The organism is Pseudoduganella sp. RAF19 (assembly GCF_052114165.1).
Classification (GTDB): Bacteria; Pseudomonadota; Gammaproteobacteria; order Burkholderiales; family Burkholderiaceae_D; genus Rugamonas.
In genome coordinates, this window is sequence record NZ_JBFREF010000001.1 from 288,139 (window position 1) to 313,055 (window position 24,917).

Below are 24,917 nucleotides of genomic sequence, written 5' to 3' on the forward strand. Positions count from 1 at the left end.
TAAGATCCGCCGACGTATCCCAAACCGCCGGCCCGGTAAGTCTAACGGGCCGTGTGCGGGCGGCCCGCAGTGGGAGGAGGCAATGCGCGCCATCCCCACTGCGAGCCTTCGGGCGAGACCCCGTAATCCATGCCGTTTAATCCTTCCGCTTGGCTCTACGGCGTCCGATCGCAAGTACGGCGGGTATGCCCAGCAGCAGCATGCCTGCCATGCCTGGCTCAGGGACTGGTGCGGTGGGAGCCGTCAGGAAACCACGGATTTCCCCACCCGGATACGCTGAGCTGTGGATGTTGAAGTAGGAAGTACCACTGTTCAGGCCAGTCAGCAGTGTGGATTCCGCTGTGCTGGTCGAGCCGCCGTTCGCCGTCAGGAATGCGGAATTCCAGAACGAGGACGCCGACGTATCGAACGTGTGGTCATACGTGCCGGCCGTCACCCCCGTGGGGAAATCCGTGAAGGCGGGCACCATGGTCGCGACGCCAGCCGAACCGCTGCCGGCATCCGCCGTGCAGCAATGGATGTGCGAAGCGGTGGTCGTACCGTCCAGTCCCGCAAAGATGCTTTGCACCCGCAGGCTGTGCGTGTCGATGTCGAAGGTCACAATTGCTGCGCCGATAGCGGACGAGCTATTTGGCGTGACCTCGGAAGCGCCGTTGAGATTGGCGGTGTAAGTGAGGGGATCAGCCCAGGCGCCCCCGCAGGCGGCGCTGATGGCCAGCAGAGCTAGCCCTTTTGCAAACACAGGTTTCATCGCAGTCTCCTTTCATCGAAAGCGAGGCTGGCATTGTCCTGCCATGAAGGCAGGCCCGTGCGCACGATACGACGAGGAAGTTAGCGTTGCGTCTTAGAACAAAGGTCCAGCAGCAAGCTTTCGCCTTCCGGCCAAGGGCCGAAACCGGCGTCGCCATTGATGTGTCCTGCCGGGCCGATCACGTGCAACACGCTGCCCCAGGCTTCGGCGAACTGGCGTGCGCGCCGCTCGCTGACGTAGATGTCGTCGCTGCTGGCCACGACCACCGAAGGGAAGGGCAGGCGCTGCAGCTGCATCGGCTGGAAGCCTGTGGTGCAGGCCGGATAGGACGGCGCATCGACGTCGCTTGGCGCCACCAGGAAGGCGCCGGCGACGCGGTGCTTGCTGTTGGACTGTGCCCACCACGTCACCAGCGTACAGGACAGGCTGTGCGCCGCCAGCACAGGCGGCTCGCTGCATGCGGCAATCGCCGCATCGAGTTCGCGTACCCACTCTTCACGGTCAGGCGTTTCGAAATCGCGATGCGCCACGCGGCGCCAGCCGTGCTTGCGTTCCCAGTGCGTTTGCCAATGCTGCGGGCCTGAATCCCACAGGCCGGAGAGAGTAAGGACAGTCGTCATCGTACGTTTTTAAGGAGGAAGGAAGCCTGGCCGCAGCTTTTCTGCGAGCGCTTGATTTCGTCCATCGCGCAGCTGCGCGACGCGCCGTCCTTGCTGTAGCAGGCATGGGCTTCGCGCAGGAAGCGTCCGCCGCCGGTGCAGAAAGGCAGCACGGAATCCCTGGCCAGCCAGGGGTTGGCTTTCTTGAAGGCGTCTTCAAACTGGCCGGGCGTAACGCGCACCGGCTGCGAAGGGCGCTGGAATTCGGCCGGAATCTTGAGGCCTTCCTTCAGGCGAGCCGACAAGGTCAGATAATCCTGCGGCGCCAGGCCGGAGCAGGTGCCGTGCTTTTGCCACTCATGGATGATCAGCTTGGGCGCGGGATAGAGATCGGCATAGCGGTCGCGTACGTCGGCCGGCAGCTTCTGGCGCGAGCAGGAATCTGGATAGCCTTTCTCGAACTGCGGCCACAGGCCATGCAGCACAAAGCCCAGCTGGCGGCCGCTCGCGCACTGCACCGGATCGTCGCGGCTGGCGCAGTATTCCGGCGACCAGCTGAGGGACATGGCGTAGTAATCGAATTGACCGGGCCGATCGTCGCGCGCGAAGGCGGACGAAGCGAGCAGGCTGGCGGCGGCGAGAAGGGCGATGCGGATTTTCACAGGGCGGTCCTCAAGGCGAACAGTTCAGGGAAGAGTACCACGTCCAGCATCTTGCGCAGATAGCTCACGCCGGCTGTGCCGCCGGTGCCGGTCTTGAAGCCGATGATGCGCTCCACGGTGGTCACGTGGCGGAAGCGCCAGAAGCGGAAAGCGGTTTCCATATCCACCAGCTTTTCGGCCAGCTCGTACAGCGCCCAGTATTTGGTGGTGTCGCGGTAGACCTCCAGCCAGGCTTCCTTCACCGATTCGTCGGCGCTGGTTGGCAGGGTCCAATCGCCGTTCAGGCGTGCGGCGTCGATCTTCAGGCCGTGGCGGGCCAGCAGGCGCACGGCTTCGTCGTACAGCGAAGGCGCGCGCAGGGCCTGGTCCAGCGCCGCGTGGGTTGGCGTGTGCTCGTGTACCGCCAGCATATTGGCGTTCTTGTTCCCGAGGATGAATTCGATCTCGCGGTACTGGTGCGACTGGAAGCCGGAGGAAGCACCCAGGTAAGGGCGGATCGCCGTGTATTCAGGCGGCGTCATGGTTGCCAGCACATCCCAGGCATGCACCAGCTGGTCCATGATGCGGGCCACGCGGGCCAGCATCTTGAAGGCCGGCGGCAGGTCGTCGCGGCGCAGATGGTCGCAGACGGCATGCAGCTCGTGCAGCATCAGCTTCATCCACAGCTCGCTGGTCTGGTGCTGCACGATGAACAGCATCTCATTGTGATTGGGCGAGAGCGGATGCTGGGCGTTCAGGATCTGGTCCAGGCCCAGGTAGTCTCCGTAGCTCATGGACTTGCTGAAGTCCATCTGGGCGCCATGCCATTCGGCGGGTTTCTTTGGTTCGGTCATGATGTTTCAGGTTACAGCGCCGCGCTTGGCGGCAATATCGTAGGCTTTGTCGTCGAGGATCTGCTTCAGGATTTCCACCGCATCCCACACGTCGGCAAAGCTGGTATACAGCGGGGTGAAGCCGAAGCGCATGATTTCCGGCTCGCGGTAGTCGCCGATCACGCCGCGTGCGATCAGGGCCGCCATCACGGCGTAGCCATGCGGGTGCGTGAAGCTGACCTGGCTGCCGCGCTGTGCGTGGTGGCGCGGCGTGACCAGCCCAAGCGGATGGCCGGAGCAGCGCTGCTCCACCAGGGCGATGAACAGGTCGGTCAGTGCCAGTGATTTTTCGCGGATGGCGGACATGGTGGTTTGCGCGAAGACGTCCAGGCCGCATTCCACCATCGCCAGCGAGGTCACGGGCTGGGTGCCGCACAGGGCGCGGCCGATGCCTTCGGTCGGCGCGAAGTCCGGCGCCATGGCGAAAGGATTGGCGTGGCCCCACCAGCCGGATAGTGGATGGGCGAACCTGGCCTGGTGGCGCTTGGGCACCCAGATGAAGGCCGGCGAGCCGGGACCGCCGTTCAGGTATTTATAGGTGCAGCCGACCGCGAAGTCGGCGCCGCCTGCATGCAGATCCACCGGCACCGCGCCGACGGAATGGCACAAGTCCCAGACCATGACGGCGCCATGCTGGTGGGCGAGGGCGCTGACGGCTGCCATATCGTGCTGGTAGCCGGTGCGGTAGTTCACGTGGGTCAGCATGAGGACGGCGGTGTCCGGGCCGATGGCCGTGTGCAGCTCGTCCGGCGAGTCGATCAGCTTGACCCGGTAGCCCTGGTTCAGCCAGCCGGCCAGGCCCTGCGCCATATATATATCAGTCGGGAAATTGCTGCGCTCGCTGACGATGGTGCGGCGGCCGGAGCCGTCCTGCAGCTTGATGGCGGCGGCCAGGGCCTTGAACAGGTTGATTGAGGTGGTGTCGGTGACCACCACTTCGCCTGCCTCGGCGCCGACCAGCGGGGCCAGCTTGTCGCCCAGGCGCTTGGGCATGTCGAACCAGCCGGCGGTATTCCAACTGGTAATCAGGTCTTTGCCCCACTCCTTGGCGATGACTTCGGTGGCGCGGGTGAGGGCGGCTTTCGGGCGGGCGCCCAGAGAGTTGCCATCCAGATAAATCACGCCGGCGGGGAGGTCGAATTGCTCGCGCAGGGGAGCCAGGGGATCTGCGGCGTCGCGCGCCAGGCAGTCGGTGCGGGAGATCATGATTTCCTTGAAACCTAAAGAAAGTGAGAGTGTAGCAACTTTTGCAGGGGCTTCGGCCGGGTGAAGCCCCTCACCGAAAAATTTTTAAAAATTTTTTCGAAAAACCCTAAAGTTCCCCAAAGTCCTGCCGTTACCGCTTTCAGAAGCCCGGTAAAAGGCTTGCTGTTCGGAAGTTTGGATGGGGCAAAAAATATTAAAATTTTTTGCGTTGAACCCTAAAGTTCTCCAAAACCCTGCCGATAACAGTTCAGATGTCGCAAAAAAGCATCGCAGCGACATCGCGTTTTTACCTCAGGCTGCTGGCTTTTCGGTGTGCCTGAACACCTCGCAAACCCGCATGTTTTCAGGGGTTTAGCCCTTATCGCCCGACGTTTGTCAGACAAAATCTGACAGGACGTCCCGTGTCTATTCCGACGCAAAATACAGAGTGTGGCCTCTTTGTGTTTCTGTGCCTCTCCAGCAGAATGTATCTCAACGGCAACGCAATTGCGCTGCTAGCAAGATAGAACCCACAGGAGAGATGGAAATGACTGCAAACGACATGATGGCTGAAATCCGCGATGCAAACCTGAGCTACCTGATGCTGGCTCAGCAGATGATCCGCGCGGACAAGGTCACCGCAATTTTCCGTCTCGGCATCTCGGCCGACATCGCTGACCTGATCGAAGGCATGAGCAATGCCCAGATTCTGAAGTTGGCTGGTGGCAACATGATGCTGGCCCGCTTCCGCTTCGACGACAGCGCCATCCTCGGCATGCTGACCAACTACAACAAGGACCGCTCCCTCGCCCAGTCCCACGCCGCCATCCTGATGGCCGGCCAGGGCGTAGAGGAAATTGTCTAATTAGTGTTGTTTTGCGTCATCACGGGGAGCGGAAAAAATGACTAAAAAGAGCGTGGTAACGGAAGCCCAGGAAATCCAGCTGGCCATCGAGCTGATCAATCTGGGCGCCCGCCTGCAACTGCTGGAAACTGAAGTGTCGCTGTCCCGTGAGCGCCTTCTCAAGCTGTACAAGGAACTGAAAGGTGTCTCTCCTCCGAAGGGCATGCTGCCTTTCTCCACCGACTGGTTCCTGACCTGGCAGCCGAACATCCACAGCTCGCTGTTCCTGAATATCCATAACTTCCTGGTCGAACACGCTGGCGCCAGTGGTGTCCGCGCGGTGATGAAGGCTTACCAGCTGTATCTGGAGCAGATGCCGCCGGAGCCGGGCGAAGAGCCGCTGCTGTCCCTGACCCGCGCCTGGACCCTGACCCGTTTCGCCAATACCAGAATGCTGGAGCTGAAGTCCTGCCGCTGCTGCCAGGGCAAGTTCGTGGTCGATGCCATGGACCTGAACTCCGACTACCGCTGCGGCCTGTGCCATATGCCGTCCCGCGCTGGCAAGACCCGCAAGGCCAAGGAAGCCGAAGCGGCCGCCGCTTGATCCTCGCCGCCACTGTTCCCGAGCCTCGCGGTCCGCGCCATCCTGCGGCCGCGCCCAGCCGCGCCGCACTGCGCGGCGGCGGCGCCCTGGCCGGCGCCAGCCTTCCGCGCTGCTACGCCAGCGTCATGGCCGATATGGGCGCGGCCCGGAGCGGGCCATGACGGCGCCGCGCATCCTGCGCGCACCGGCCGTCCAGGCGCTGCTGATCCAGCTGCTCGCGCTACTGCCGACGGCGGCGCTGTCCTTCGCGCTGGAATCCTTCGGCGCCGAACCCACCATCCTCACTGCGGCACTGATCCAGGGCCTGCTTGCCATGGCCATCACCTGGAAGCTGGGCCTGGCGCGCTGGTGGCGGCCCATTCAGCTGCTGTTTCCGATCGCCGTGCTGGCGGCCAGTGCGCTGCATCTGCCGCCGTGGATTTTCCTCGCTTTGTTCCTGATTCTCCTGGGCTGGTACTGGTCCACCTTCCGCACGCAAGTGCCGTACTACCCATCGAACGAAGCCGTGTGGCGCGCGGTGGAGGACATGCTGCCGCGCGATAAGCCGCTGCGCGTGATCGACATCGGCAGCGGCCTGGGCGGCATGGCCATGCACCTGGCCAAGGCGCGTCCGCTGGCGCAAGTGGAGGGCATCGAGCTGGCGCCGGTGCCGTGGCTGGTGTCCCGGCTGCGCGCCAGGCTGTCCGGCAGCCGCGCCCGCTTCGTGCGCGGGGATTATGAAAAGCTGGACTTCGGCGACTACGATCTGGTGTTCGCCTACCTGTCGCCGGCCGCCATGCCGGGCCTGTGGGCCAAGGCCAAGGCCGAAATGCAAAATAGCAGTCTGCTAGTTAGTTACGAATTTGAGATCCCCGCTGGGCAATCCGTCAAGACCATCCTTACCACAGAGGGTGGCCCACTCTTATACTCCTGGCAGTTTTAGGCGCGTTTTACTTGCCTGAGAGCGTTTGTCACGCTATTGTAGTTCCACTGTGGAATATTGTTGCACTTACTGGAAAGAAGGGAGTCGGGGCGCTTGTTAGTTATTCTTGGTTACGTCGTTGTTATGGCCTCCGTTTTCGGGGGCTTTGCGTTGTCTGGGGGACACCTCGCAGCGCTGTTCCAGCCGTTGGAACTTCTGATGATCGGCGGCGCCGCAGTTGGCGCTTTCCTCGTCGGCAATAACGGCAAGGCCATCAAGGCTACTCTGGCGGCGATCCCTGGCCTGTTCAAGGGCTCGCGCTATACCAAGGACCTGTACATGGAGCTGATGTCGCTGCTCTTCGATGTGCTGTCCAAGGTGCGCAAGGAAGGTCTGATGTCCATTGAAGGGGATATCGACAAGCCGGAAGAAAGCCCGCTGTTCAGCAAGTACCCGTCCGTCCTGGAAGACCACCATATCGTGGAATTCATGACCGACTACCTGCGCTTGATGGTGTCGGGGAATATGGATGCCTTCCAGATCGAGAATCTGATGGACAACGAGATCGACACGCACCACCAGGAAGGCCATGTGCCTGCGCATTGCATCGCCAAACTGGGCGACGGCATGCCGGCATTCGGTATCGTGGCGGCGGTGATGGGCGTGGTGCACACCATGGAATCGGTGGGCATTCCGCCATCCGAGCTGGGGATGCTGATCGCGCATGCGCTGGTCGGTACCTTCCTCGGTATTCTGCTGGCATACGGCTTTGTCGGTCCGCTGGCCAGCCTGCTGGAGCAGAAGCTGGAAGAGTCCACCAAGATGTTCCAGTGCGTGAAGGTCACGCTGCTGGCCAGCCTGAACGGTTACGCCCCGGCCCTGGCCGTGGAATTCGGCCGCAAGGTGCTGTACTCGACCGAGCGCCCGAGCTTCGCCGAACTGGAAGACCATATCAAGAAATCGAAGTCGAAGTAATGATGGACACGAGGAATCGCCATGGCTGAAGAGGGACTGCGGCCAATCATCGTCAAGCGCGTCAAGAAGAATGGCGGCGGTCACCATGGCGGCGCCTGGAAGATCGCGTACGCCGACTTCGTGACCGCGATGATGGCTTTCTTCCTGTTGATGTGGCTGCTTGGTTCGACCACCAAGGGCGACCTGAACGGGATCTCGGAATATTTCAAGACGCCGCTCAAGGTCGCCATGGAAGGCGGCACCGGTAGCGGCGACTCGTCGTCCGTCATCAAGGGCGGCGGCAATGACCTGAGCCGCAGCCAGGGCCAGGTGCGCGCTACCGACGAACCGTCCGTCAAGAAGACCTTCAACCTGTCGGCCGCCAAGGCCGCGCTCGAAGCGGAAGAGAAGAACCGCCTGGAACAGCTGCGCCAGCGTATCGAGCTGACCATCGACTCCAGCCTGGCCTTGCAGAAATTCAAGAACCAGCTGCTGCTCGATTTCACCAGCGAAGGCTTGCGCATCCAGATCGTGGACGAAAAGAACCGTCCGATGTTTGCCTTGTCCAAGGCCGACTTGCAGCCTTATACCCGCGAAATCCTGGAAGCCATCGCGCCGGTGCTGAACGAAGTGCCGAACAAGATCGGCCTGTCCGGCCACACCGACTCGACGCCGTATTTCACCGAAACGGGGTACAGTAACTGGGAACTCTCCGCCGACCGGGCCAATGCCTCGCGCCGTACTCTGGTGCAAGGCGGCCTGGCCGACAACAAGATCCTGCGTGTGGTCGGCCTGGCAGGGGCCGCACCGCTGGACCGCGTCGATCCGTTCAATCCGATCAACCGCCGCATCAGCATCATTGTGATGAACAAGAAGACGGAAGAGAACGTATTGCGTGACGGTGGCCAGATGAATGTCGGGACCGACACCGAGGCCACGCGCGAAGCGCTAAGCAAGACGGCGCCAGCCGCAGCACCAGCACCTGCTGCAGCGGCGCCGGCAAAGAAATAAGCAGAGCCCTGCCTAACACCTGAGACTGTCATGACGAGAAAAAAGATCCTGGGCTCCCATGTGAAGCGCCTGTTGTCCGGCGTATCGGACCACGGCAAGCGCCATTTGACTGAAGTCGAAACCGACCTGCTGCAGACCAATCTGCTGCTGGAAGAAGCGATCGACAAGCTGACGCGCAATTTCATGGCCATCCACGACGCCGTCAATGCCCAGCAAACGACCATCCAGATGCTGCTGGACGGCGGCAATCCGACCCCCGAGCAAAAGGAAAAGCTGCAGGCCATGAACGAGCAGGTCAGCAGCTATGTGAATGCGGCGATCACCAGCATGCAGTTCCAGGACATGACCAGCCAGTTGATCGACCGTACCCTGAAGCGCGTGACCGGCCTGCGCGAATTCCTCGGCACGCTGGGCACCCATGGCGCCGAAGTGATGCCCGACAGCGGCAGCGACGAAATTGTGGACCTGCTCGGCAAGGTCAGCATGGCGCTCGCCATCCAGAGCCTGGAGCTGCGCAGCGTGCTGCGTAAAGCGGTCAGCCAGAAGCATCTGGAAAGCGGCGACATCGAACTGTTCTGAAAATATACCTACCAAAGAGAGATCAAAAGATGGCTAAAACAATTCTTGCAGTCGACGATTCCTCCTCGCTGCGCCAGATGGTGGCGTTCAGCCTGAAAGCCGCCGGTTACCAGGTGGTGGAGGCGGTCGATGGACAGGACGGCCTGGAAAAGGCCAAGCTGCAAACCGTGGACCTGGTGCTGACCGACCAGAACATGCCGCGCATGGACGGCCTGCAGCTGATCAAGCTGCTGCGCGAACAGCCGGCCTACGCCAAGGTCCCTATCCTGATGCTGACCACCGAATCGTCCGATGAGATGAAAGCCAAGGGCCGCGCTGCCGGCGCCAACGGCTGGCTGGTCAAGCCTTTCGACCCGCAACGTCTGATTGAGGTAGTGAAGAAGGTCATCGGCTAAGGGGCTGCCATGTGCTTAGTAATTGATGGAGTCGCGCCATGACCATCGATATTAGCCAGTTCTACCAGGTCTTCTTCGACGAGGCCGAGGAGCTGCTGGCGGAAATGGAGCGGCTGCTGCTGGCGGTGGACGTCGACTCGCCGGGCGAAGAGGATCTGAACGCGATCTTCCGCACGGCGCACTCCGTCAAGGGTGGCGCATCCACCTTCGGCGTGAGCGATATGAGCGAAGTCACGCACGTGCTGGAGACGCTGCTCGACCGTATTCGCAAGGGCGAAATGGCGCTCACGTCGACCCACGTGGATGCCTTCCTCGCCGCCAAAGATATTCTGAAGATGCAGCTGGACGGCCACCGTCTGGGTTCCGCCGTGGACCAGGAAGCGGTGGGCGACGTGCGCATGATGCTGCAGGAGCTGGCGCAGGACGTGCACATTGCCGCCATGGCGCCTGTCGCGCCGGCCTTCAACACGCAGGAAACCGAAGTGGTGGACCACACCGGCGGCCGCCGTTACCGGCTCGAGCTGCCGAAGATGGTGCACCGTGAAGTGGAAGCGCTGGCGGCCGAACTGGGCTTGCTGGGCAAGGTCGAACTGTCGCCGCTGGACGCCGAGCGCCACGCGATGGTGGTCACCACCCACGAAAGCCTGGACGACATCATCGCCATCTGCTCCTTCGTCATCGACGCGGACCAGATGAAGGTCACCGAACTGCCTGCATTGACGCCAACGCAGGAAGCACGCGAAAGCGGCGAGCGTGCGCGCAAGGAAGCGGAACAGGGCTACGGCTTCTTCGATCCGCTCACCCCAGGCGCTGCCGGCGCCGAGGGAGGCGCGGCGCAGGGCGAGCAAGGCAAGGGCTATGGTTTCTTCCAGCCGCTGGACGAAATCCGCGCCAACGCGTCGGCCGCCGTGGACGACGCGCAGGGCTATGGCTTCTTCCAGCCGCTGGACCAGATCCGCGCCGCCGCAGGCATCAAGGATGCGCCGCAGCAGGTGGAGCAAAAGCTCAGCGAAGAACAGGAACGCAAGGCGGCACGCAAGGAAGCCGAGAAGGCGGCCCATGTACCGAGCGCCGAATCGTCCTCGATTCGCGTGTCCGTCGAAAAGGTGGATCAGCTGATCAACCTGGTCGGCGAACTGGTGATCACGCAAGCGATGATCGAACAGCGCGCCGGCACGCTGGACCCGATGGTGCACGAGCGCCTGCTGAACGGCATCTCCCAGCTGACCCGCAACACGCGCGACCTGCAGGAAGCCGTGATGTCGATCCGCATGATGCCGATGGACTTCGTGTTCTCGCGCTTCCCGCGCATGGTGCGCGACCTGGCCGCAAAGCTGGGCAAGAAGGTGGACTTCATCACCAGCGGCGCCGCGACGGAACTGGACAAGGGCCTGATCGAACGCATCGTCGATCCGCTGACCCACCTGGTGCGCAACAGTATCGACCATGGCATCGAAATGCCGGAAGTGCGCCGCGCCGCCGGCAAGACCGACGCGGGACGCCTGTTCCTGTCGGCTTCCCACCAGGGCGGCAATATCGTCATCGAAGTATCGGACGATGGCGGCGGCCTGAATCGCGAGAAGATCCTCGCCAAGGCCAGGCAGAACGGTCTGCCGCTTAACGACAATATGAGCGATGCCGATGTCTGGCAGCTGATCTTCGCGCCGGGTTTCTCGACCGCCGATCAGGTGACGGACGTTTCCGGCCGCGGCGTGGGCATGGACGTGGTGAAGCGCAATATCACGGCCATGGGCGGTACGGTGGACATCCGTTCGGCCAAGGGCTTCGGCACCACCATTTCGATTTCGCTGCCGCTGACGCTGGCGATCCTGGATGGCATGACGATCCGCAGCGGCGACGAGATCTACATCCTGCCGCTCGGCTTCGTGATCGAATCGCTGCAGCCGGCGCCGGAAGATGTGAAGGAAATCAGCGGCAAGGGCAGGGTGGTGAAAGTGCGCGGCGAATACCTGCCGCTCATTCCCCTGTACCAGATCTTCGATATCGTGCCGCGCTTTACCGATCCGTGCCAGGGCATCCTGGTGATTGTTGAAACTGAAGGCAAGAAAGCCTGCCTGTTCGTGGATGAACTGGTGGGGCAGCAACAGGTTGTGGTCAAGAACCTTGAATCCAATTACCGCAAGGTTGCGGGCATTTCGGGCGCCACCATTCTGGGTGACGGCGGTGTGTCCTTGATTCTGGATGTGGCGGCGCTGATCCGCTCTTCGCGCCAACTGGTCGATGAATCGATATTTTCGTAAAGGACGAATACCATGACTGACGCAAACAACGCTGGAGCCGACATCGCCGGCCGCGAGTTCCTGGCCTTCAAACTGGGCTCCGAGGAATATGGCATCGACATCCTGAAAGTGCAGGAAATCCGCGGCTACGAAGCCGTGACCCGTATTGCCAACGCCCCTGAATTCATCAAGGGCGTCATCAATCTGCGCGGCATCATCATTCCGGTGGTGGACATGCGCATCAAATTCAAGCTGGGCGAGCCGGTGTACGACCAATTCACCGTAGTCATCATCCTCAACATCAACGGCCGCGTGGTAGGCATGGTGGTCGATTCGGTGTCGGACGTGACGACGCTTACCCCGGAACAGGTCAAGCCCGCACCCGAAATGGGCACGGCCTTCAGCACCGAGTACATGATCGGTCTCGGTACCATCGATGAGCGTATGCTTATCCTGGTGGACATCGACCGCCTGATGTCCAGCCCAGAAATGGGCCTGATCGACAAGATCGCCGCTTAACCCGCAGGCGACCGACCCGACTCCGCCAAAAGAGCGGGGCGGGCACCACTTAACGAACGGGAGATAACTATGAATGTTCGCGACTACAAGATTGGTACGCGACTCGGTTTTGGTTTCGGCGTCATTCTTTTGATTCTGGTCGGCGTGGTCCTGCTGGCCAATGTACTGAACTACCGTAACAAGTCCCAGCTGATGACCGGGCTGGATCTGACGACGGCCAAGAGCATGCAGGCGCAGGCCATGAAGAGCGCCATGCTGGAAACCGGTATCGCCATGCGCAATATCGGCCTGCAGTCGGACGTCAGCCTGATGCAGAAGGAAGAAGAAAAGGTCAAGGCCAACCGCGCGCGCTACGACGCGGCGCGCGGCAAGCTGCAGGGCCTGGGCCTGAGCGACACCGAAAAGAAGGTGCTGGACGATATCACCGCGCTGGACCGCGATGTGGACGCGGCCTTCAAGGAAGCGCTGGGCCAGGTGCTGGCGTTTAACAGCGAAGGCGCGGCCAAGGTGATTGCGACCCGCATCGACCCGCTGAACCAGCAGACCCTGACCGCCCTGAACAAGCTGGTGGACATGCAGCACGCCGCTTCCGCCTCGTTCAAGGAAAGCTCGAACGCCAGCGACAGCCGCTTGATGACCATGCTGTTCGTGCTGAGCGCCGTAGCGGTCGCCGTGGGCGTGGTGTTTGCGCTGTTCATCACCCGTTCGATCATCGGGCCGCTGAAGTTTGCCGTGTCGGTGGCGCAGAAAGTGGCCAGCGGCGAGCTGACTTCGCAAGTGAAGGTGGAAGGCAAGGATGAAACTTCCGAGTTGCTGCAGGCCCTGAAGGACATGAACGATTCCCTGGTGAAGACCGTGGGCCAGGTGCGTTCCAGCACCGAGACCATCACCACGGCTTCGCATGAAATCGCGTCCGGCAATGCCGACCTGTCGGCCCGTACCGAATCGCAGGCTTCCTCGCTGGAGGAAACCGCTTCGTCGATGGAAGAACTGACTTCCACCGTGAAGCAGAACGCGGACAATGCGCGCCAGGCCAACCAGCTGGCGGTGTCGGCATCGTCGGTGGCGGTGAAGGGCGGCACGGTAGTGTCGCAAGTTGTGGACACGATGGGCTCGATCAAGGAGTCTTCGACCAAGATCGTGGATATTATTGGAGTCATCGACGGCATCGCCTTCCAGACCAATATCCTGGCGCTGAATGCCGCGGTGGAAGCGGCGCGCGCCGGTGAGCAGGGCCGCGGCTTTGCGGTGGTAGCATCTGAGGTGCGTAATCTGGCCCAGCGCTCCGCTGCCGCGGCAAAAGAGATCAAGGCCCTGATCGACGACTCCGTGCAAAAGGTGGACGCGGGCGGCCGTCTGGTCGATGAAGCCGGCCAGACCATGGGCCTGATCGTGACATCGATCAAGCAGGTGGCCGACATCATGGGCGAGATCACCGCCGCGACGCTGGAGCAAAGCCACGGCATCGAGGAAGTGAACCAGGCCATCACGCAGATGGACGAAATGACGCAGCAGAACGCGGCCCTGGTGGAAGAAGCTGCTGCCGCCGCGGAAAGCATGCAGGAGCAGGCTGACCATCTGGCGGAAGCGGTGTCCATCTTCAAGCTGGCGGGTGATGAATTCAACAAGCAGCGCATCGCGCCGAAGCCTGTAGTCCGGGCGCCGGCGAAGACTACCGCCGTGGCGACTCGCCCGGCACCGGCAGCCCAGCCTAAAAAGCTGGCCACTGCCGCGCCTTCGGGCGACGACTGGGAAGAGTTTTAATCCCGGCGGGCGCCGCATGCTGTGTGCGGCGCCCGTCTGACGTTTAGGGAAGAAGAACAAAATGGCGCTGACCAAAGATACCGTTAAAGAGTTTGACTTCAACGGCAAAGATTTTGAACGTGTCCGCGCGATGATCTACAAGCGGGCCGGCATTGCGCTGGCCGACAGCAAGCAGGAAATGGTATACAGCCGCCTGGCGCGCCGCTTGCGCGCCACCGGCATCAACTCCTTCGTCAAATACCTCGACGACCTGGAGGGCGGAAAGCTCGGCAACGCCGAATGGGAAGCCTTCACCAACGCGCTGACCACCAACCTGACATCTTTTTTCCGGGAAGCCCATCACTTCCCGCTGCTGGCCGAACATGTGCAGAAAAAGCGTGGCGGCGAAGCCCTGAATATCTGGTGTTCCGCCAGTTCCACCGGCGAAGAACCCTATTCGATCGCCATGACGGTGTGCGAGGCTTTCAACACGCTGACGCCCAACGTCCACATCCTGGCGACGGATATCGACACCAATGTGCTGGCCACGGCCGCCAACGGCGTCTACCCGATCGAGCGGATCGAAAAGCTGTCGCCGGAACGCCAGCGGCGCTTTTTCCTGCGCGGGAAGGGCGATAAAGCCGGCTTCGTGCGCGTGCGCGAAGAACTGCGCAAGCTGATTACCTACCGCCAGATCAATCTGCTGGACGAGTCGTGGGAAATCCGTCCCGGCTTCGATGCGATATTCTGTCGGAATGTGATGATTTATTTTGACAAGGCCACCCAGCGCAGAATCCTGGCGCGCTTTGTCCCCCTGATGAAGCCGGATGCGCTGCTGTTCGCGGGCCATTCGGAGAATTTCCTCTACGTGTCCGACTCTTTGAAGCTGCGTGGCAAGACGGTGTACGAACTGGATGAACGCAAGGCCACAGGCTTCAAAGCAGCACAACGATAGTGAGAATGACATGGACAAAGAACAATTCGCCACCAACGTCTATTACGACCGGACGTTCGACTGCGACGCGGCCAAGATCCTGCCCGGGGAGTATTACTACACCAACAAGGACATGCTGATCGTGACGGTGCTGGGCTCCTGCGTGTCGGCCTGCATCCGCGACCGCGTATCGGGCCTGGGCGGCATGAACCATTTCATGCTGCCGGATGGCGGCTCGGACGGGAACAGCCCGATTTCCGCCTCCGCGCGCTACGGCACCTACGCGATGGAAGTGCTGATCAACGACCTGATGAAGGCCGGTGCGCGGCGCGAGAACCTGGAAGCGAAAGTCTTTGGCGGCGGTGCGGTGCTGAAAGGCTTCACCGCGATTAACGTCGGCGAACGTAATGCGGCGTTCGTGCAGACCTTCCTGCGCAATGAGAAGATCCGCATCATGGCCGAAGACCTGAACGATATTTATCCACGCAAGGTGTACTTCTTCCCGCGCACCGGCAAGGTGCTGGTGAAGAAGCTGATGCAAACCCATAACGATACCCTGGCCAAACGGGAAATCGAATACGCCAGCCGGCTCAAGGTGCAACCGGTCGGTGGCGAAGTCGAGCTGTTCTGAAACGAAGGTAACAAGCTATGAACAAGATCAAAGTCCTGATTGTGGACGACTCTGCGCTCATCCGCAGCGTCATGACCGAAATCATCAAGTCGCAGCCCGATATGGAAGTAGTGGGCGTGGCCCCCGATCCCCTGGTGGCGCGCGAACTGATCAAGCAGACCAACCCGGACGTGCTGACGCTGGACGTCGAAATGCCGAAGATGGATGGGCTGGATTTCCTGGAACGCCTGATGCGCCTACGGCCAATGCCGGTGGTGATGGTGTCCTCGCTGACCGAGCGCGGTTCGGAAATCACGCTGCGCGCGCTGGAACTGGGCGCGGTCGATTTCGTCACCAAGCCCAAGATCTCCATCCAGAGCGGCATGCGCGAGTACGCCGAGCTGATTTCCGACAAAATCCGCGCCGCGTCCAAGGCCCGCATCCGGGCGCGCACCCTGCCGCAAGCGGGCGCCGAGGGTGGCGCACAACTGCCACAATTGCGCAATCCGCTGATGTCTTCCGAAAAACTGATTATCGTGGGCGCGTCCACGGGCGGCACGGAGGCGATCCGTGAATTCCTGATGCAGATGCCGTCCGACTGCCCGGGCATCCTGATCACCCAGCACATGCCGGAGGGCTTCACCCGCTCCTTTGCCAAGCGTCTGGACTCCCTGTGCAAGATTTCGGTGCGTGAAGCGGAAGGCAACGAGCGTGTGCTGCCCGGCCACGCCTACATCGCGCCGGGCCACTCGCACCTGATGCTGGCACGTTCGGGCGCCAACTATATGACCAAGCTGGACCAGGGCGAGCCGGTGAACCGCCACCGTCCTTCGGTGGATGTGCTGTTCCGTTCCGCAGCGCAAAATGCGGGCAAAAACGCCGTGGGCGTGATCCTGACCGGCATGGGCAAGGATGGCGCAGCGGGCATGCTGGAGATGAAGAACGCCGGGGCGTATAATTTTGCGCAGGATGAGGCCAGCTGCGTCGTATTTGGCATGCCGCGCGAAGCGATCGCGGTCGGCGCCACGCACGAAGTAGGGGCGCTGCAGGCGCTGCCGGGCATGGTTCTGGGTTATCTGGCCCAGCACGGTTCCCGCGCATTGCGCGTTTGATACGGTTCAGCGCTAGTTAGGGGTAGTTTGTTCGCTTTGGAGCAACAGAAATGCTATCCTACAACTTGGTGGAACCACCAACTTTATTTATAACCGCGTAAGTAGAAACAACGGAGTAATTCATGGCTGATCCAAAGATGAAGTTTTTGGTTGTGGACGATTTTTCGACCATGCGTCGTATCGTCCGAAATCTGTTGAAGGAACTGGGTTATGCCAATGTGGACGAGGCTGAAGACGGCGTGATGGCGCTGGCCAAGCTGCGCTCCGAGCAGTTCGATTTCGTCGTGTCCGACTGGAATATGCCGAACATGGATGGCCTGACCATGCTGCAGAACATTCGTGCCGACCCCGCCCTGGCCAAACTGCCGGTGCTGATGGTGACCGCCGAAGCGAAAAAGGAAAACATCATCGCGGCTGCGCAAGCAGGCGCCAATGGCTATGTGGTGAAGCCGTTCACCGCAGCCACCCTGGATGAAAAACTGAACAAGATCTTCGAGAAGCTCGGAGCCTGATGAGCATGGGTGAGCAACAAGCCGGGACCATCGTGCCGTCGATGGACCCGAACGAGGAGTTCCTGGCACGCATCGGCCACATGACCCGTGCGCTGCATGAGAACTTGCGTGCCCTGGGTCTGGACAAGCTGATCGAAAAGGCAGCCGAGGACATCCCTGATGCCCGCGACCGCCTCGACTACGTGGCGCGCCTGAGCGAAAACGCGGCGCAAAAGGTGCTGAACGCCACCGACGAGGCTGGTCCGCTGCAGGATCAGATCGGTAACGATGCGAAGGAGTTGAGCGCTTCCTGGGAAACCCTGCTGAACGGGAATCCCAGCGAGGAAGACTGGCGTGCACTGGCGATCCGGACTGTGTCCGCGCTGGGTGCCGCCCAAGCGAACACCACGGCTACCAAGGCCCATCTGATGGATATCATGATGGCCCAGGACTTCCAGGACCTGACCGGCCAGGTGATCAAGAAGGTCACATCGATTGCACAAAACCTGGAGAAGCAGCTGGTGCAGACGCTGATCGACTTTGCCCCCGAACAGTTGAAGAAGGAAATCGATAACGGCCTGCTGAACGGGCCGCAGATTGACACCACCAAGGAAGGCGTGGTCGCCGACCAGGGCCAGGTGGACGATCTGCTCGATAGCCTCGGCTTCTAATCTATGCATCAAACACACTACCTGGTGCGCGAACCGCTGCTGGACCCCCAGCAGCGCGTGGTCGGCTACGAAATCACGTGGCAGCAAGACCCGGCGCACAAGCCCTCCCTTGAGGAACTGGAAGGTCTGGTCGGCTTTGTCGCCGGCCAGGTCAACGATCCGGACAAGGGCTGGCTGCTGAAAGAAAAGACCTTATTCCTGCAGGCCGTACCGGGCATGCTGTCCACGGACGCCCTGTACGATATGCCGCCTGAGCACACGGTGCTCTCGATCAAAACCTCCGAACTGGCCAATCCCGATACGCTGGCTGCCGTGCAGGCACTGCGCGCGGGCGAAGTCGGTATTCTGCTGCGCGAGGCCGATCTGGCGCGCGTGGGCAGCCGCCTTGGTACGATCTGTTCTTATGTGGAGGTGCGCTTCACCGGCGCCGATGTGGCCTCGCAGGCGCGCACCTACGCGGCGCTGCGGACAACGAACGTGCGCATGGTGGGCCGTCCGGTCACGACCTGGGCCGACTTCGACGCTTGCGCCTTGCTGGGGCTGGACGCCTTTGTCGGCAAGCTGCACCTGACGCCGCGTCCCGGCACGGAAGGGCAGGGCTTGAATCCCTCGCAGACCATCATCCTGCAACTGATGCAGATGGTGAATGCGAACGCCGATGTGGCGCAGATTGAGAGCGTGCTGAAACGCGATGCGGCGCTGTCGTACAAGCTGCTGCGCTACATTAACTCGGCCGGTTTCGGCGCGGGTCGTGAAGTCCAGTCGCTGAAGCAGGCTATCCAGCTGCTGGGCTACCAGCCGATGTACCGCTGGCTGACGCTGCTGCTGGCCACGGCCAGCACGAGCGGCTTCTCGCCGGTGCTGCTGGAAACTGCCGTGGTGCGCGGTCGTCTGGCCGAGCTGCTGGGCCAGAAAGCGCTGGGCAAGGCGGATGCGGAGAATATCTTCGTGGCCGGCATGTTCTCGCTGCTGGATCGCTTGCTGGGGCTGCCGATGTCGGAAGTGCTGGAAACCATCCAGCTGTCGGAAGAAGTGGTGCACGCACTGCTGACGCGCGGCGGCAAATATGGTCCTTACCTGGCGCTGGCTGAAGCCTGCGAACTGAATTCCAACCTGGTCAGCTCGCTGGCCTCCTCGCTCGGACTCTCGCCCGAAGAAGTCAACAAGGCCCACCTGTCGGCGCTGGCCTGGACGCAGAACGTCACCGCCTGAATTCAAATGGGGACGCGACACATTTTCCGCCGTCGGGCGGCAAATGTGTTACGTCCCCATTTAATTTTCAGATTTCCAGGTTGTCGATCAGGCGTGTGGTGCCCAGCTTTGCCGCTGCCAGCACGACCAGTTCCGTGCCTTGCGCCAGATCGCCTGCGTTTGGCGGTTGCAGGTCAACGCGTTTGCGGATCGAGACATAATCCGGCTTCCAGCCGCGCGCGCGCAGGCTGTCCATCGCCTGATGCTCAAGCTGGAACACATCCAGATGGCCGGCACGCACTTCGTTGGCGACGGCGTTCAGGGTCTGGTACAGGAAAGGCGCCTCAGCGCGTTCCTCGGCCGACAGGTACATATTGCGTGACGACAGCGCCAGTCCATCGTCCGCACGCCAGGTTTCCGCCGCGATGATCTGGGTCGGCAGCGCGAACTGGCGCGCCATGCCGCGCACGATCATCAGCTGCTGGTAATCCTTCTTGCCGAACACGGCCACCTTCGGCTGCACGCAGGAGAACAGCTTGGTCACCACGGTGCACACGCCATTGAAGAAGCCCGGACGGAACTCGCCTTCCAGGATATTGCCGATGCCATCCGGCGGCTGCACGCGGTATTCCTGCGGCTCCGGATACAGGTCCTTCTCGGTCGGCGCGAACAGCACGTAGACGCCTTCTTTCTCCAGCTTTTCCACGTCAGCCTGGAAGGTGCGCGGGTATTTGTCGAAGTCTTCGTTCGGGCCGAACTGCAGGCGGTTCACGAAGATGGACGCCACCACCGGGTCGCCATGCTTGCGCGCCAGGCGCATCAGGGACAGGTGGCCTTCATGCAGATTGCCCATGGTCGGCACAAACGCGGTGCGCAGTTGGCCGCTTAGCTGGTCGCGCAGCTCTTCGATATTCGAGATGATTTTCATAGTTTTTAGATGTTATGCGGGCGAATAGGCCAGCCGCACGTAGATCGGTGCGAATGGCTCCGCCTGGGTGATTTCGATCAGGGTTTCCTTGGCGAGTTCCAGCATGGCCACAAAGTTCACCACGACGACGGGCGGGGTGGATTCCACGTCGAACAGGTCGGCAAACTCCACGAAACGGCTGGACTGCAGCTTGCGCAGGATGGCCGTCATGTGCTCACGCACCGAGAGTTCCTCGCGCGTGATCCTGTGGTGCTGTTTGAGCTTGGCGCGCTTCATGAGGTCGCGCCAGGCCGCTTGCAGGTCGTTGACGTCCACGTCCGGCCAGATCGGCACCAGGCTTTGCTCGATGAAGATCTGGGTGCGCACGAAATCGCGTCCCGCCTGCGGCATGGTGCCGAGATCGTAGGCCGCCAGCTTGATCTGTTCGTATTCGAGCAGACGGCGTACCAGCTCGGCGCGCGGGTCTTCCGCTTCAACTTCGATATCGTGCTGGCGCTGCGGCAGCAGCATGCGCGATTTAATCTCGATCAGCATCGCCGCCATCAGCAGGTATTCCGCTGCCAGCTCCAGGTTGGACAGGCGAATCTGGTCCACGTACTTCAGGTACTGAAGCGTGACCTGGGCCATCGGGATATCGAGAATGTTGAAGTTCTGCTTGCGGATCAGGTACAGCAGCAGGTCCAGCGGGCCTTCGAAAGCTTCCAGGAAGATTTCCAGGGCATCCGGCGGAATGTAGAGATCGTTCGGCAGGCGCAGCAGGGGCTCGCCGTAGAGACGGGCAAATGCAGCGCCTTCGGCTTCGGCAGCCTTGGCATCGTCGGGGGATGGGGCTTCCGTCCCGGCCGCTGGAGGTTCGGCCGGGTTGGCATCGCCGCCTGCGTCTGGCGGCAAATCCGCAGCGATGGCAAGCTCTGCGGAGACTGGCTCCGCGTTCTCGTCCTGCGCCGCGTCTTTTGGCGACATGCTATGCCGTCCGGGGCTCGTTTATACCTTGTTCTGGTACACGTAAGCTTGTTGCTTGACGCTCGAGGTGCGGACGCGCTCTTGCTCGTCGAGGGTGCGGGAAGGTTGGTCCCACAGCAGCGAACGGCCGAATTGCTGGCCAGCTTCGATCTGAGGATTCTTTTCCTTCAGTTGCTTGATGAACAAGGTGTGATCGGACTCGTACTTGTGGTTCTGTTTCAGGAAGTTCATATCGCGAAATGAAAAGGTTCAGCAAAGGGTATTTTACCGTCTTTTGCCGTCAGTAACGATGCCGAATGCCTGCGACGAAAGTATTACCGTTGCTGCCAGGACTCAGTGAGTCGCGCAGGAAGACGGTGTAGAGGTCGGTACGCGGGGAAATATTGTGGTCGTAGCCGGCGGCGTAGGTGTCGCGGTGGAAGTCGGGCTTGCCGGTTGCCGTTTCGTTCATACGCGAATACGCGACCATGATGCGGCCCAGGCCGCTGTAGGCAGGAACAGTAAAACCGGCGTGCTTGATGCGGTCGTTGCGGTTGCTGACCTCGGTGTCGTGGTAGCTGTAGGAGGCGAACACGCGCACCACTTTGAAGTCGTAGGCCGCCGCCGTCAGGTAGGTACGTTGGCTGGGGCCGGTAACGGCGATGCCGGGACCGTTCTTCACGTTCTGTCCGCCCAGCGTGACGGCCAGGGTAGGGCCGACGTATTTCGCCACGGCGGACCAGTTGTCCGCATGCTGGCCGGGCACTTCTCCCAGGGAGTATTGCGCCACGAAGGTGGTGTCGTAGACCGTGGGTGAGGTGTAGTTGATCGAATTGCTCCAGCCCGTGTCGCCGAAGGTGGCGTTGCCCCCGGCGGCCGTGAACATCTGGTCAATTACCGGTGACAGGCGGGTGGATGGACCGAACGGGTTGATCTGGCCGATCGCCACGAACATCGGGTTGCCGATGCGGCCCACGCGCACCAGGCCCCAGTCGCCGCCCAGGCCGACGTTGGCCGCGCGCGAGAACATGGATTCGCCGGGGAAGCGGCCGGACTCGCCGGTATCGATGCGCATGAAGCCTTCCAGCGCGAATTGTGCTCGCAAGCCGCCGCCCAGCTGCTCGGTGCCGCCGAAGCCGTAGTAGGAGGTGACCATGCCGCCGCTGTTAAGCACATTCACGCTTTGCGGCGCCGATGCCGACGCGGTGCGTCCGGCGAAGGCGTCGAGCACGCCGTAGATGGTGACGCCCGTGCCTTGGGCGCATGCGAGAGTGGGAAGAATGAGGAAGCCTGCCGCCAGCAGCTTGTTTTTCATAAGGGACTTCCAATATTGTCAGTTCGTCCAATTGTCCGCGTGCCCCGTTTGATTCACAAGCAAAACGTGGCCGAATCTGCCGCCTTGTGCGAGTTCGCCACGGATGGCGTATGCTTGCTTGCAATTTTGTTTATGCAGTGAAGCTATGCACTACCGACTGACGCCACGCGCCGCCATCCTGTTGACCATCCCGCCCATCCTGTGGGCGGGGAATGCCATTGTGGGACGTATGCTGCATGAACTGGTGCCGCCGATTCTGCTGAATTTCCTGCGATGGGCGATTGCTTTAGTCCTGCTTCTGCCATTGGCGGGGCCGATATTTCGTCCTGGAAGTTCTTTATGGCCGCATTGGCGGCGTTTTGCGATTCTGGGCTTGCTCGGCATTGGCATGTACAACGCTTTGCAATATCTCGCCTTGCAAAGTTCGACGCCGATTAATGTGACGCTGGTTGCCTCCGGAATGCCGGTCTGGATGATGCTTACCGGCTGGCTGTTTTTTGGTGCCGGTGTTTCTCGCCGCCAAATCATTGGCGCAATATTGTCCATTGCCGGCGTATTGGTCGTTCTGGCGCGCGGCGAATTCGCGCATTTGATGGAATTGCGCCTGGTTGCCGGCGATATGTTTATGATTCTGGCGACGATTGCCTGGTCGCTTTATAGCTGGCTGCTAATCCGTACGACGGGTCCAGCAGATATCCGCAGCCACTGGGCTAATTTTCTGCTGGCGCAAGTCGGATTTGGAGCAATCTGGTCGGGCGCATTTGCAGCGGGTGAATGGACATTATCTACCGCAGCCATTCACTGGAACTCGACATTAATTGCGGGCCTGGCGTACGTCGCAATCGGTCCGGCAATTATTGCTTTCCGCTGCTGGGGCGCTGGCGTGCAAGAGGCTGGTCCGTCCATTGGCGCTTTTTTTGTTAATCTGACGCCTTTGTTTACCGCGCTATTTTCCTCTTTGTTTCTCCATGAGGCGCCGCAGCCATATCATGCGCTAGCATTTATTCTCATCGTAAGCGGCATTATCGTGTCCTCGCGCAAATAATCCCGTGCGCCGCTCTGCGGCGCGATCTGATAATTTGGCCTCCATCAGGAGGTCTTATGCGAAAACTCATCCTTTCAATTGCGCTAGGCGCCGCGCTGCTGGCAGCTTGCCAGAAGCCCGTCCCTAAGCCGCCCAAGCCTGTCGCAGTGCATCCCGTGCCAACTGTTGGCGTGAACGCGCCATAGTTCAGCTCGCATCGCTAAATTTAACGGTCATACTCCGCTGCGCCTGAAACTCATCATTTGGCCTGAATGTTGCATATAGCGATTCGCAGTAAATGCTTATTCGTGTGAATTGCCATTTAGGAGGCGAAAATGAACGACTTTGCACCGGCAGCGCTGTCGATTACAGATGCGGCTCTTGCAGCCGTGATGCGGGAAGGTGAACGCGCTCAGGCGAAATACTCAGCCACGACGAGATGCAACGATTATTTTCAGGACTTGCCGCATGAAAAATTAAACGCCTGGCGGCGTGAATCGCAGAAACTTTTCGGTCAGTTGCCGGCGTCGGAATCCTTACACAAGGATGAGCGTGCGGCGTTGCAAGAGGAGTTGCGGCAAAGTCTCAAGAAGCTGGCACCGGAGTTTTATTCGCGGGCAACGACGATCAGCGAAATGCTCACGAAAGCCCGATATCGGGATTTGGCGGAGCAGATCTCGCACACGACCTTGTCCAAAGCACATATGATGGACGGCCCCAATCTTCATGACATCATTATTCTGCCGCCACCGGATGGCATGTTCTGGTGGGCCAAGACCGAGGCCTTTTCCAATGATGGTGGCTTGCAGAGGCAATTCGAATCGGATGGCCTGCATCTCTTCGGAAACATTAATTATGGCGGCGATCCGCTTATTCATCGGAATATCGGCGCCATTGCGACCTTTATTCTCGACCCAAGCCGATTACCATCGTCCGCAAATAACCGCTGGCGTTCCCGGCCTTGGGTGGAATTGTTTGGGCGCATTGATGGCTGGACCGGCTTTTATGATTCGATCTGGGCCGCCGACGATAAATGGGCTAAATGCCATCTTTTCCTGCGCCAGACTGCGCTGCAGTTCCTCAATAATTCATCCGTTCCGACGATTCTTGGATCGAATACGGAGTTACGCACCTTGATTAACGAGGAAAACAAGTCGCGCGCCGTGCACGTCGATCTGCCGGGCTTCGTTCCCATGCCCCTGCTGGAGATGGCCCTGGCCGACAAGCGTCAGCAGATTATTGTCGATCTGGAGGTCAGGCTTGATATCGAGATGGAGGGCGACTCATATATTGGGCTAAGCCCGCAGCCCAATCCCTTCCAGTCGGTCCTGCTGCGCCATTTCCAGTGGCCGATTGAGCCGATCTAACGAAGACGGCGGCGCATCACCAGCGGTGGCGGCTCCAGCGGATTGGCGTGGGAGTATTCGAGCTCCTCGGCCAGCTGAAATTCGAAGGCGGTATAAAAATCGATCAGCTGCGGCTGGTCGCTACGGACCGCGAGGCGTACTTCCTCGACGCCGATCGCCAGCGCATGGTGAATGATGGCTTCCAGCAGATGCTGGGACAGATTGGTGCCGCGGTAGTCGGGCAACACCCCCATGCGCAGGATTTCCCACACATCGGGTTCGGAATCCAGGGGCAGCCAGCGTACCGAGCCAATCGGGCAGTCGCCGTCCTGCAAAATAAAACCGCCGCCGTCCCGGAGGTGATCCGAAACGACGACGGCGGTTTCACGATGTCCGCTGGAAGTGACGCTGACTTTGCCGGCCCACGCGGCGCGCGTGAGGTCGGCAATTAACTGGCAGTCGTCGGCAGTCGCTTCCCGAACCAATAAGTCCAT

Annotated in this window: 29 protein-coding genes; 19 read left to right on the forward strand and 10 right to left on the reverse strand. The window is 60.7% G+C overall.

Annotated elements, in window-relative coordinates:
* Nucleotides 1-136 precede the first annotated feature (136 nt).
* The 5 genes from AB4Z19_RS01390 to kynU form a co-directional block, all read right to left on the reverse strand.
* Nucleotides 137-751, reverse strand: a complete 615-nt coding sequence (locus AB4Z19_RS01390) for a CHRD domain-containing protein (RefSeq protein ID WP_442026416.1) — start codon at nt 749-751, stop codon at nt 137-139.
* An 80-nt stretch (nt 752-831) separates the two neighbouring features.
* The gene (locus tag AB4Z19_RS01395; RefSeq protein WP_442026415.1) at nt 832-1,371 is read right to left on the reverse strand and encodes an RBBP9/YdeN family alpha/beta hydrolase; all 540 of its coding nucleotides are present in this window, start codon (nt 1,369-1,371) and stop codon (nt 832-834) included.
* Nucleotides 1,368-2,012, reverse strand: coding sequence for a ribonuclease T2 family protein (locus AB4Z19_RS01400; protein ID WP_442026414.1), 645 nt, complete (start codon nt 2,010-2,012; stop codon nt 1,368-1,370). Before AB4Z19_RS01400 ends, AB4Z19_RS01395 begins: the two co-directional genes overlap by 4 nt.
* Nucleotides 2,009-2,845: a tryptophan 2,3-dioxygenase gene (gene kynA / locus AB4Z19_RS01405; RefSeq protein WP_442026413.1), complete on the reverse strand. Its 837-nt coding sequence runs from the start codon at nt 2,843-2,845 to the stop codon at nt 2,009-2,011. The genes AB4Z19_RS01400 and kynA overlap by 4 nt, the downstream gene beginning before the upstream one ends.
* 6 nt (nt 2,846-2,851) lie before the next feature.
* Entirely contained in the window at nt 2,852-4,090 is a 1,239-nt protein-coding gene (kynU, locus tag AB4Z19_RS01410) for a kynureninase (RefSeq protein WP_442026412.1), read from the reverse strand.
* A 526-nt stretch (nt 4,091-4,616) separates the two neighbouring features.
* On the opposite strand from kynU, the gene flhD reads away from it, so the two are divergent.
* From flhD to AB4Z19_RS01490, 16 genes are all read left to right on the forward strand, one after another.
* Complete coding sequence (flhD, locus tag AB4Z19_RS01415) at nt 4,617-4,934, forward strand: flagellar transcriptional regulator FlhD (protein ID WP_442026411.1); 318 nt, start codon at nt 4,617-4,619, stop codon at nt 4,932-4,934.
* 37 nt (nt 4,935-4,971) lie between these two features.
* Nucleotides 4,972-5,517 carry a flagellar transcriptional regulator FlhC gene (gene flhC / locus AB4Z19_RS01420; RefSeq protein WP_442026410.1) on the forward strand — a complete coding sequence of 182 codons (546 nt, stop codon included), beginning with the start codon at nt 4,972-4,974 and terminating at the stop codon, nt 5,515-5,517.
* Between the two features lie 157 nt (nt 5,518-5,674).
* On the forward strand, nt 5,675-6,439 hold the full coding sequence (locus AB4Z19_RS01425) for a class I SAM-dependent methyltransferase (RefSeq protein ID WP_442033998.1): 765 nt from the start codon (nt 5,675-5,677) through the stop codon (nt 6,437-6,439).
* A 93-nt stretch (nt 6,440-6,532) separates the two neighbouring features.
* Nucleotides 6,533-7,393: a flagellar motor stator protein MotA gene (motA, locus tag AB4Z19_RS01430; RefSeq protein WP_442034000.1), complete on the forward strand. Its 861-nt coding sequence runs from the start codon at nt 6,533-6,535 to the stop codon at nt 7,391-7,393.
* A gap of 21 nt (nt 7,394-7,414) precedes the next feature.
* Entirely contained in the window at nt 7,415-8,383 is a 969-nt protein-coding gene (motB, locus tag AB4Z19_RS01435) for a flagellar motor protein MotB (protein WP_442027706.1), read from the forward strand.
* A gap of 30 nt (nt 8,384-8,413) precedes the next feature.
* Nucleotides 8,414-8,962, forward strand: coding sequence for a chemotaxis protein (locus tag AB4Z19_RS01440; protein ID WP_442027708.1), 549 nt, complete (start codon nt 8,414-8,416; stop codon nt 8,960-8,962).
* Nucleotides 8,963-8,991: 29 nt separating this feature from the next.
* Entirely contained in the window at nt 8,992-9,357 is a 366-nt protein-coding gene (locus AB4Z19_RS01445; protein ID WP_028104148.1) for a response regulator, read from the forward strand.
* Nucleotides 9,358-9,395: 38 nt separating this feature from the next.
* Nucleotides 9,396-11,618, forward strand: a complete 2,223-nt coding sequence (gene cheA, locus AB4Z19_RS01450) for a chemotaxis protein CheA (RefSeq protein ID WP_442034002.1) — start codon at nt 9,396-9,398, stop codon at nt 11,616-11,618.
* A gap of 12 nt (nt 11,619-11,630) precedes the next feature.
* The gene (locus AB4Z19_RS01455; protein WP_442027711.1) at nt 11,631-12,116 is read left to right on the forward strand and encodes a chemotaxis protein CheW; all 486 of its coding nucleotides are present in this window, start codon (nt 11,631-11,633) and stop codon (nt 12,114-12,116) included.
* A 69-nt stretch (nt 12,117-12,185) separates the two neighbouring features.
* Complete coding sequence (locus tag AB4Z19_RS01460; RefSeq protein WP_442034004.1) at nt 12,186-13,880, forward strand: methyl-accepting chemotaxis protein; 1,695 nt, start codon at nt 12,186-12,188, stop codon at nt 13,878-13,880.
* 61 nt (nt 13,881-13,941) lie between these two features.
* A complete protein-coding gene (locus tag AB4Z19_RS01465; protein WP_442030433.1) occupies nt 13,942-14,814 on the forward strand; it encodes a CheR family methyltransferase in 873 nt (290 codons plus the stop codon).
* Between the two features lie 10 nt (nt 14,815-14,824).
* Complete coding sequence (cheD, locus tag AB4Z19_RS01470; protein ID WP_442034006.1) at nt 14,825-15,424, forward strand: chemoreceptor glutamine deamidase CheD; 600 nt, start codon at nt 14,825-14,827, stop codon at nt 15,422-15,424.
* A 17-nt stretch (nt 15,425-15,441) separates the two neighbouring features.
* A complete protein-coding gene (locus tag AB4Z19_RS01475) occupies nt 15,442-16,515 on the forward strand; it encodes a protein-glutamate methylesterase/protein-glutamine glutaminase (RefSeq protein WP_442034007.1) in 1,074 nt (357 codons plus the stop codon).
* 122 nt (nt 16,516-16,637) lie between these two features.
* Nucleotides 16,638-17,027: a chemotaxis response regulator CheY gene (cheY, locus tag AB4Z19_RS01480; RefSeq protein ID WP_131144818.1), complete on the forward strand. Its 390-nt coding sequence runs from the start codon at nt 16,638-16,640 to the stop codon at nt 17,025-17,027.
* Nucleotides 17,028-17,032: 5 nt separating this feature from the next.
* Nucleotides 17,033-17,677, forward strand: coding sequence for a protein phosphatase CheZ (cheZ, locus tag AB4Z19_RS01485; RefSeq protein ID WP_442028452.1), 645 nt, complete (start codon nt 17,033-17,035; stop codon nt 17,675-17,677).
* 3 nt (nt 17,678-17,680) lie between these two features.
* Nucleotides 17,681-18,889 (forward strand): EAL and HDOD domain-containing protein, encoded by a 1,209-nt coding sequence (locus tag AB4Z19_RS01490; RefSeq protein ID WP_442034009.1) that lies wholly within the window; start codon nt 17,681-17,683, stop codon nt 18,887-18,889.
* Between the two features lie 67 nt (nt 18,890-18,956).
* Here the strand turns inward: AB4Z19_RS01490 and panC are convergent, their stop codons facing one another.
* The 4 genes from panC to AB4Z19_RS01510 are packed head-to-tail and all read right to left on the reverse strand — an operon-like array spanning nt 18,957 to nt 22,053.
* Complete coding sequence (panC, locus tag AB4Z19_RS01495; protein WP_442028450.1) at nt 18,957-19,796, reverse strand: pantoate--beta-alanine ligase; 840 nt, start codon at nt 19,794-19,796, stop codon at nt 18,957-18,959.
* Nucleotides 19,797-19,808: 12 nt separating this feature from the next.
* Entirely contained in the window at nt 19,809-20,759 is a 951-nt protein-coding gene (locus AB4Z19_RS01500) for a segregation and condensation protein A (RefSeq protein WP_442034011.1), read from the reverse strand.
* Nucleotides 20,760-20,780: 21 nt separating this feature from the next.
* Entirely contained in the window at nt 20,781-20,990 is a 210-nt protein-coding gene (locus tag AB4Z19_RS01505; protein ID WP_442029208.1) for a DUF3460 family protein, read from the reverse strand.
* 49 nt (nt 20,991-21,039) lie between these two features.
* Entirely contained in the window at nt 21,040-22,053 is a 1,014-nt protein-coding gene (locus tag AB4Z19_RS01510; protein ID WP_442029209.1) for a porin, read from the reverse strand.
* Between the two features lie 145 nt (nt 22,054-22,198).
* Here AB4Z19_RS01510 and AB4Z19_RS01515 point away from each other — a divergent pair, with 145 nt between their 5' ends.
* From AB4Z19_RS01515 to AB4Z19_RS01525, 3 genes are all read left to right on the forward strand, one after another.
* Nucleotides 22,199-23,098 carry a DMT family transporter gene (locus AB4Z19_RS01515; protein WP_442034013.1) on the forward strand — a complete coding sequence of 300 codons (900 nt, stop codon included), beginning with the start codon at nt 22,199-22,201 and terminating at the stop codon, nt 23,096-23,098.
* 56 nt (nt 23,099-23,154) lie between these two features.
* Entirely contained in the window at nt 23,155-23,283 is a 129-nt protein-coding gene (locus AB4Z19_RS01520; RefSeq protein ID WP_442034015.1) for a hypothetical protein, read from the forward strand.
* 129 nt (nt 23,284-23,412) lie between these two features.
* Entirely contained in the window at nt 23,413-24,444 is a 1,032-nt protein-coding gene (locus AB4Z19_RS01525; protein WP_442034016.1) for a hypothetical protein, read from the forward strand.
* On the opposite strand, the gene AB4Z19_RS01530 is transcribed toward AB4Z19_RS01525, so the two are convergent.
* Nucleotides 24,441-24,917: a GNAT family N-acetyltransferase gene (locus AB4Z19_RS01530; RefSeq protein WP_442026057.1), complete on the reverse strand. Its 477-nt coding sequence runs from the start codon at nt 24,915-24,917 to the stop codon at nt 24,441-24,443. The genes AB4Z19_RS01525 and AB4Z19_RS01530 overlap by 4 nt on opposite strands.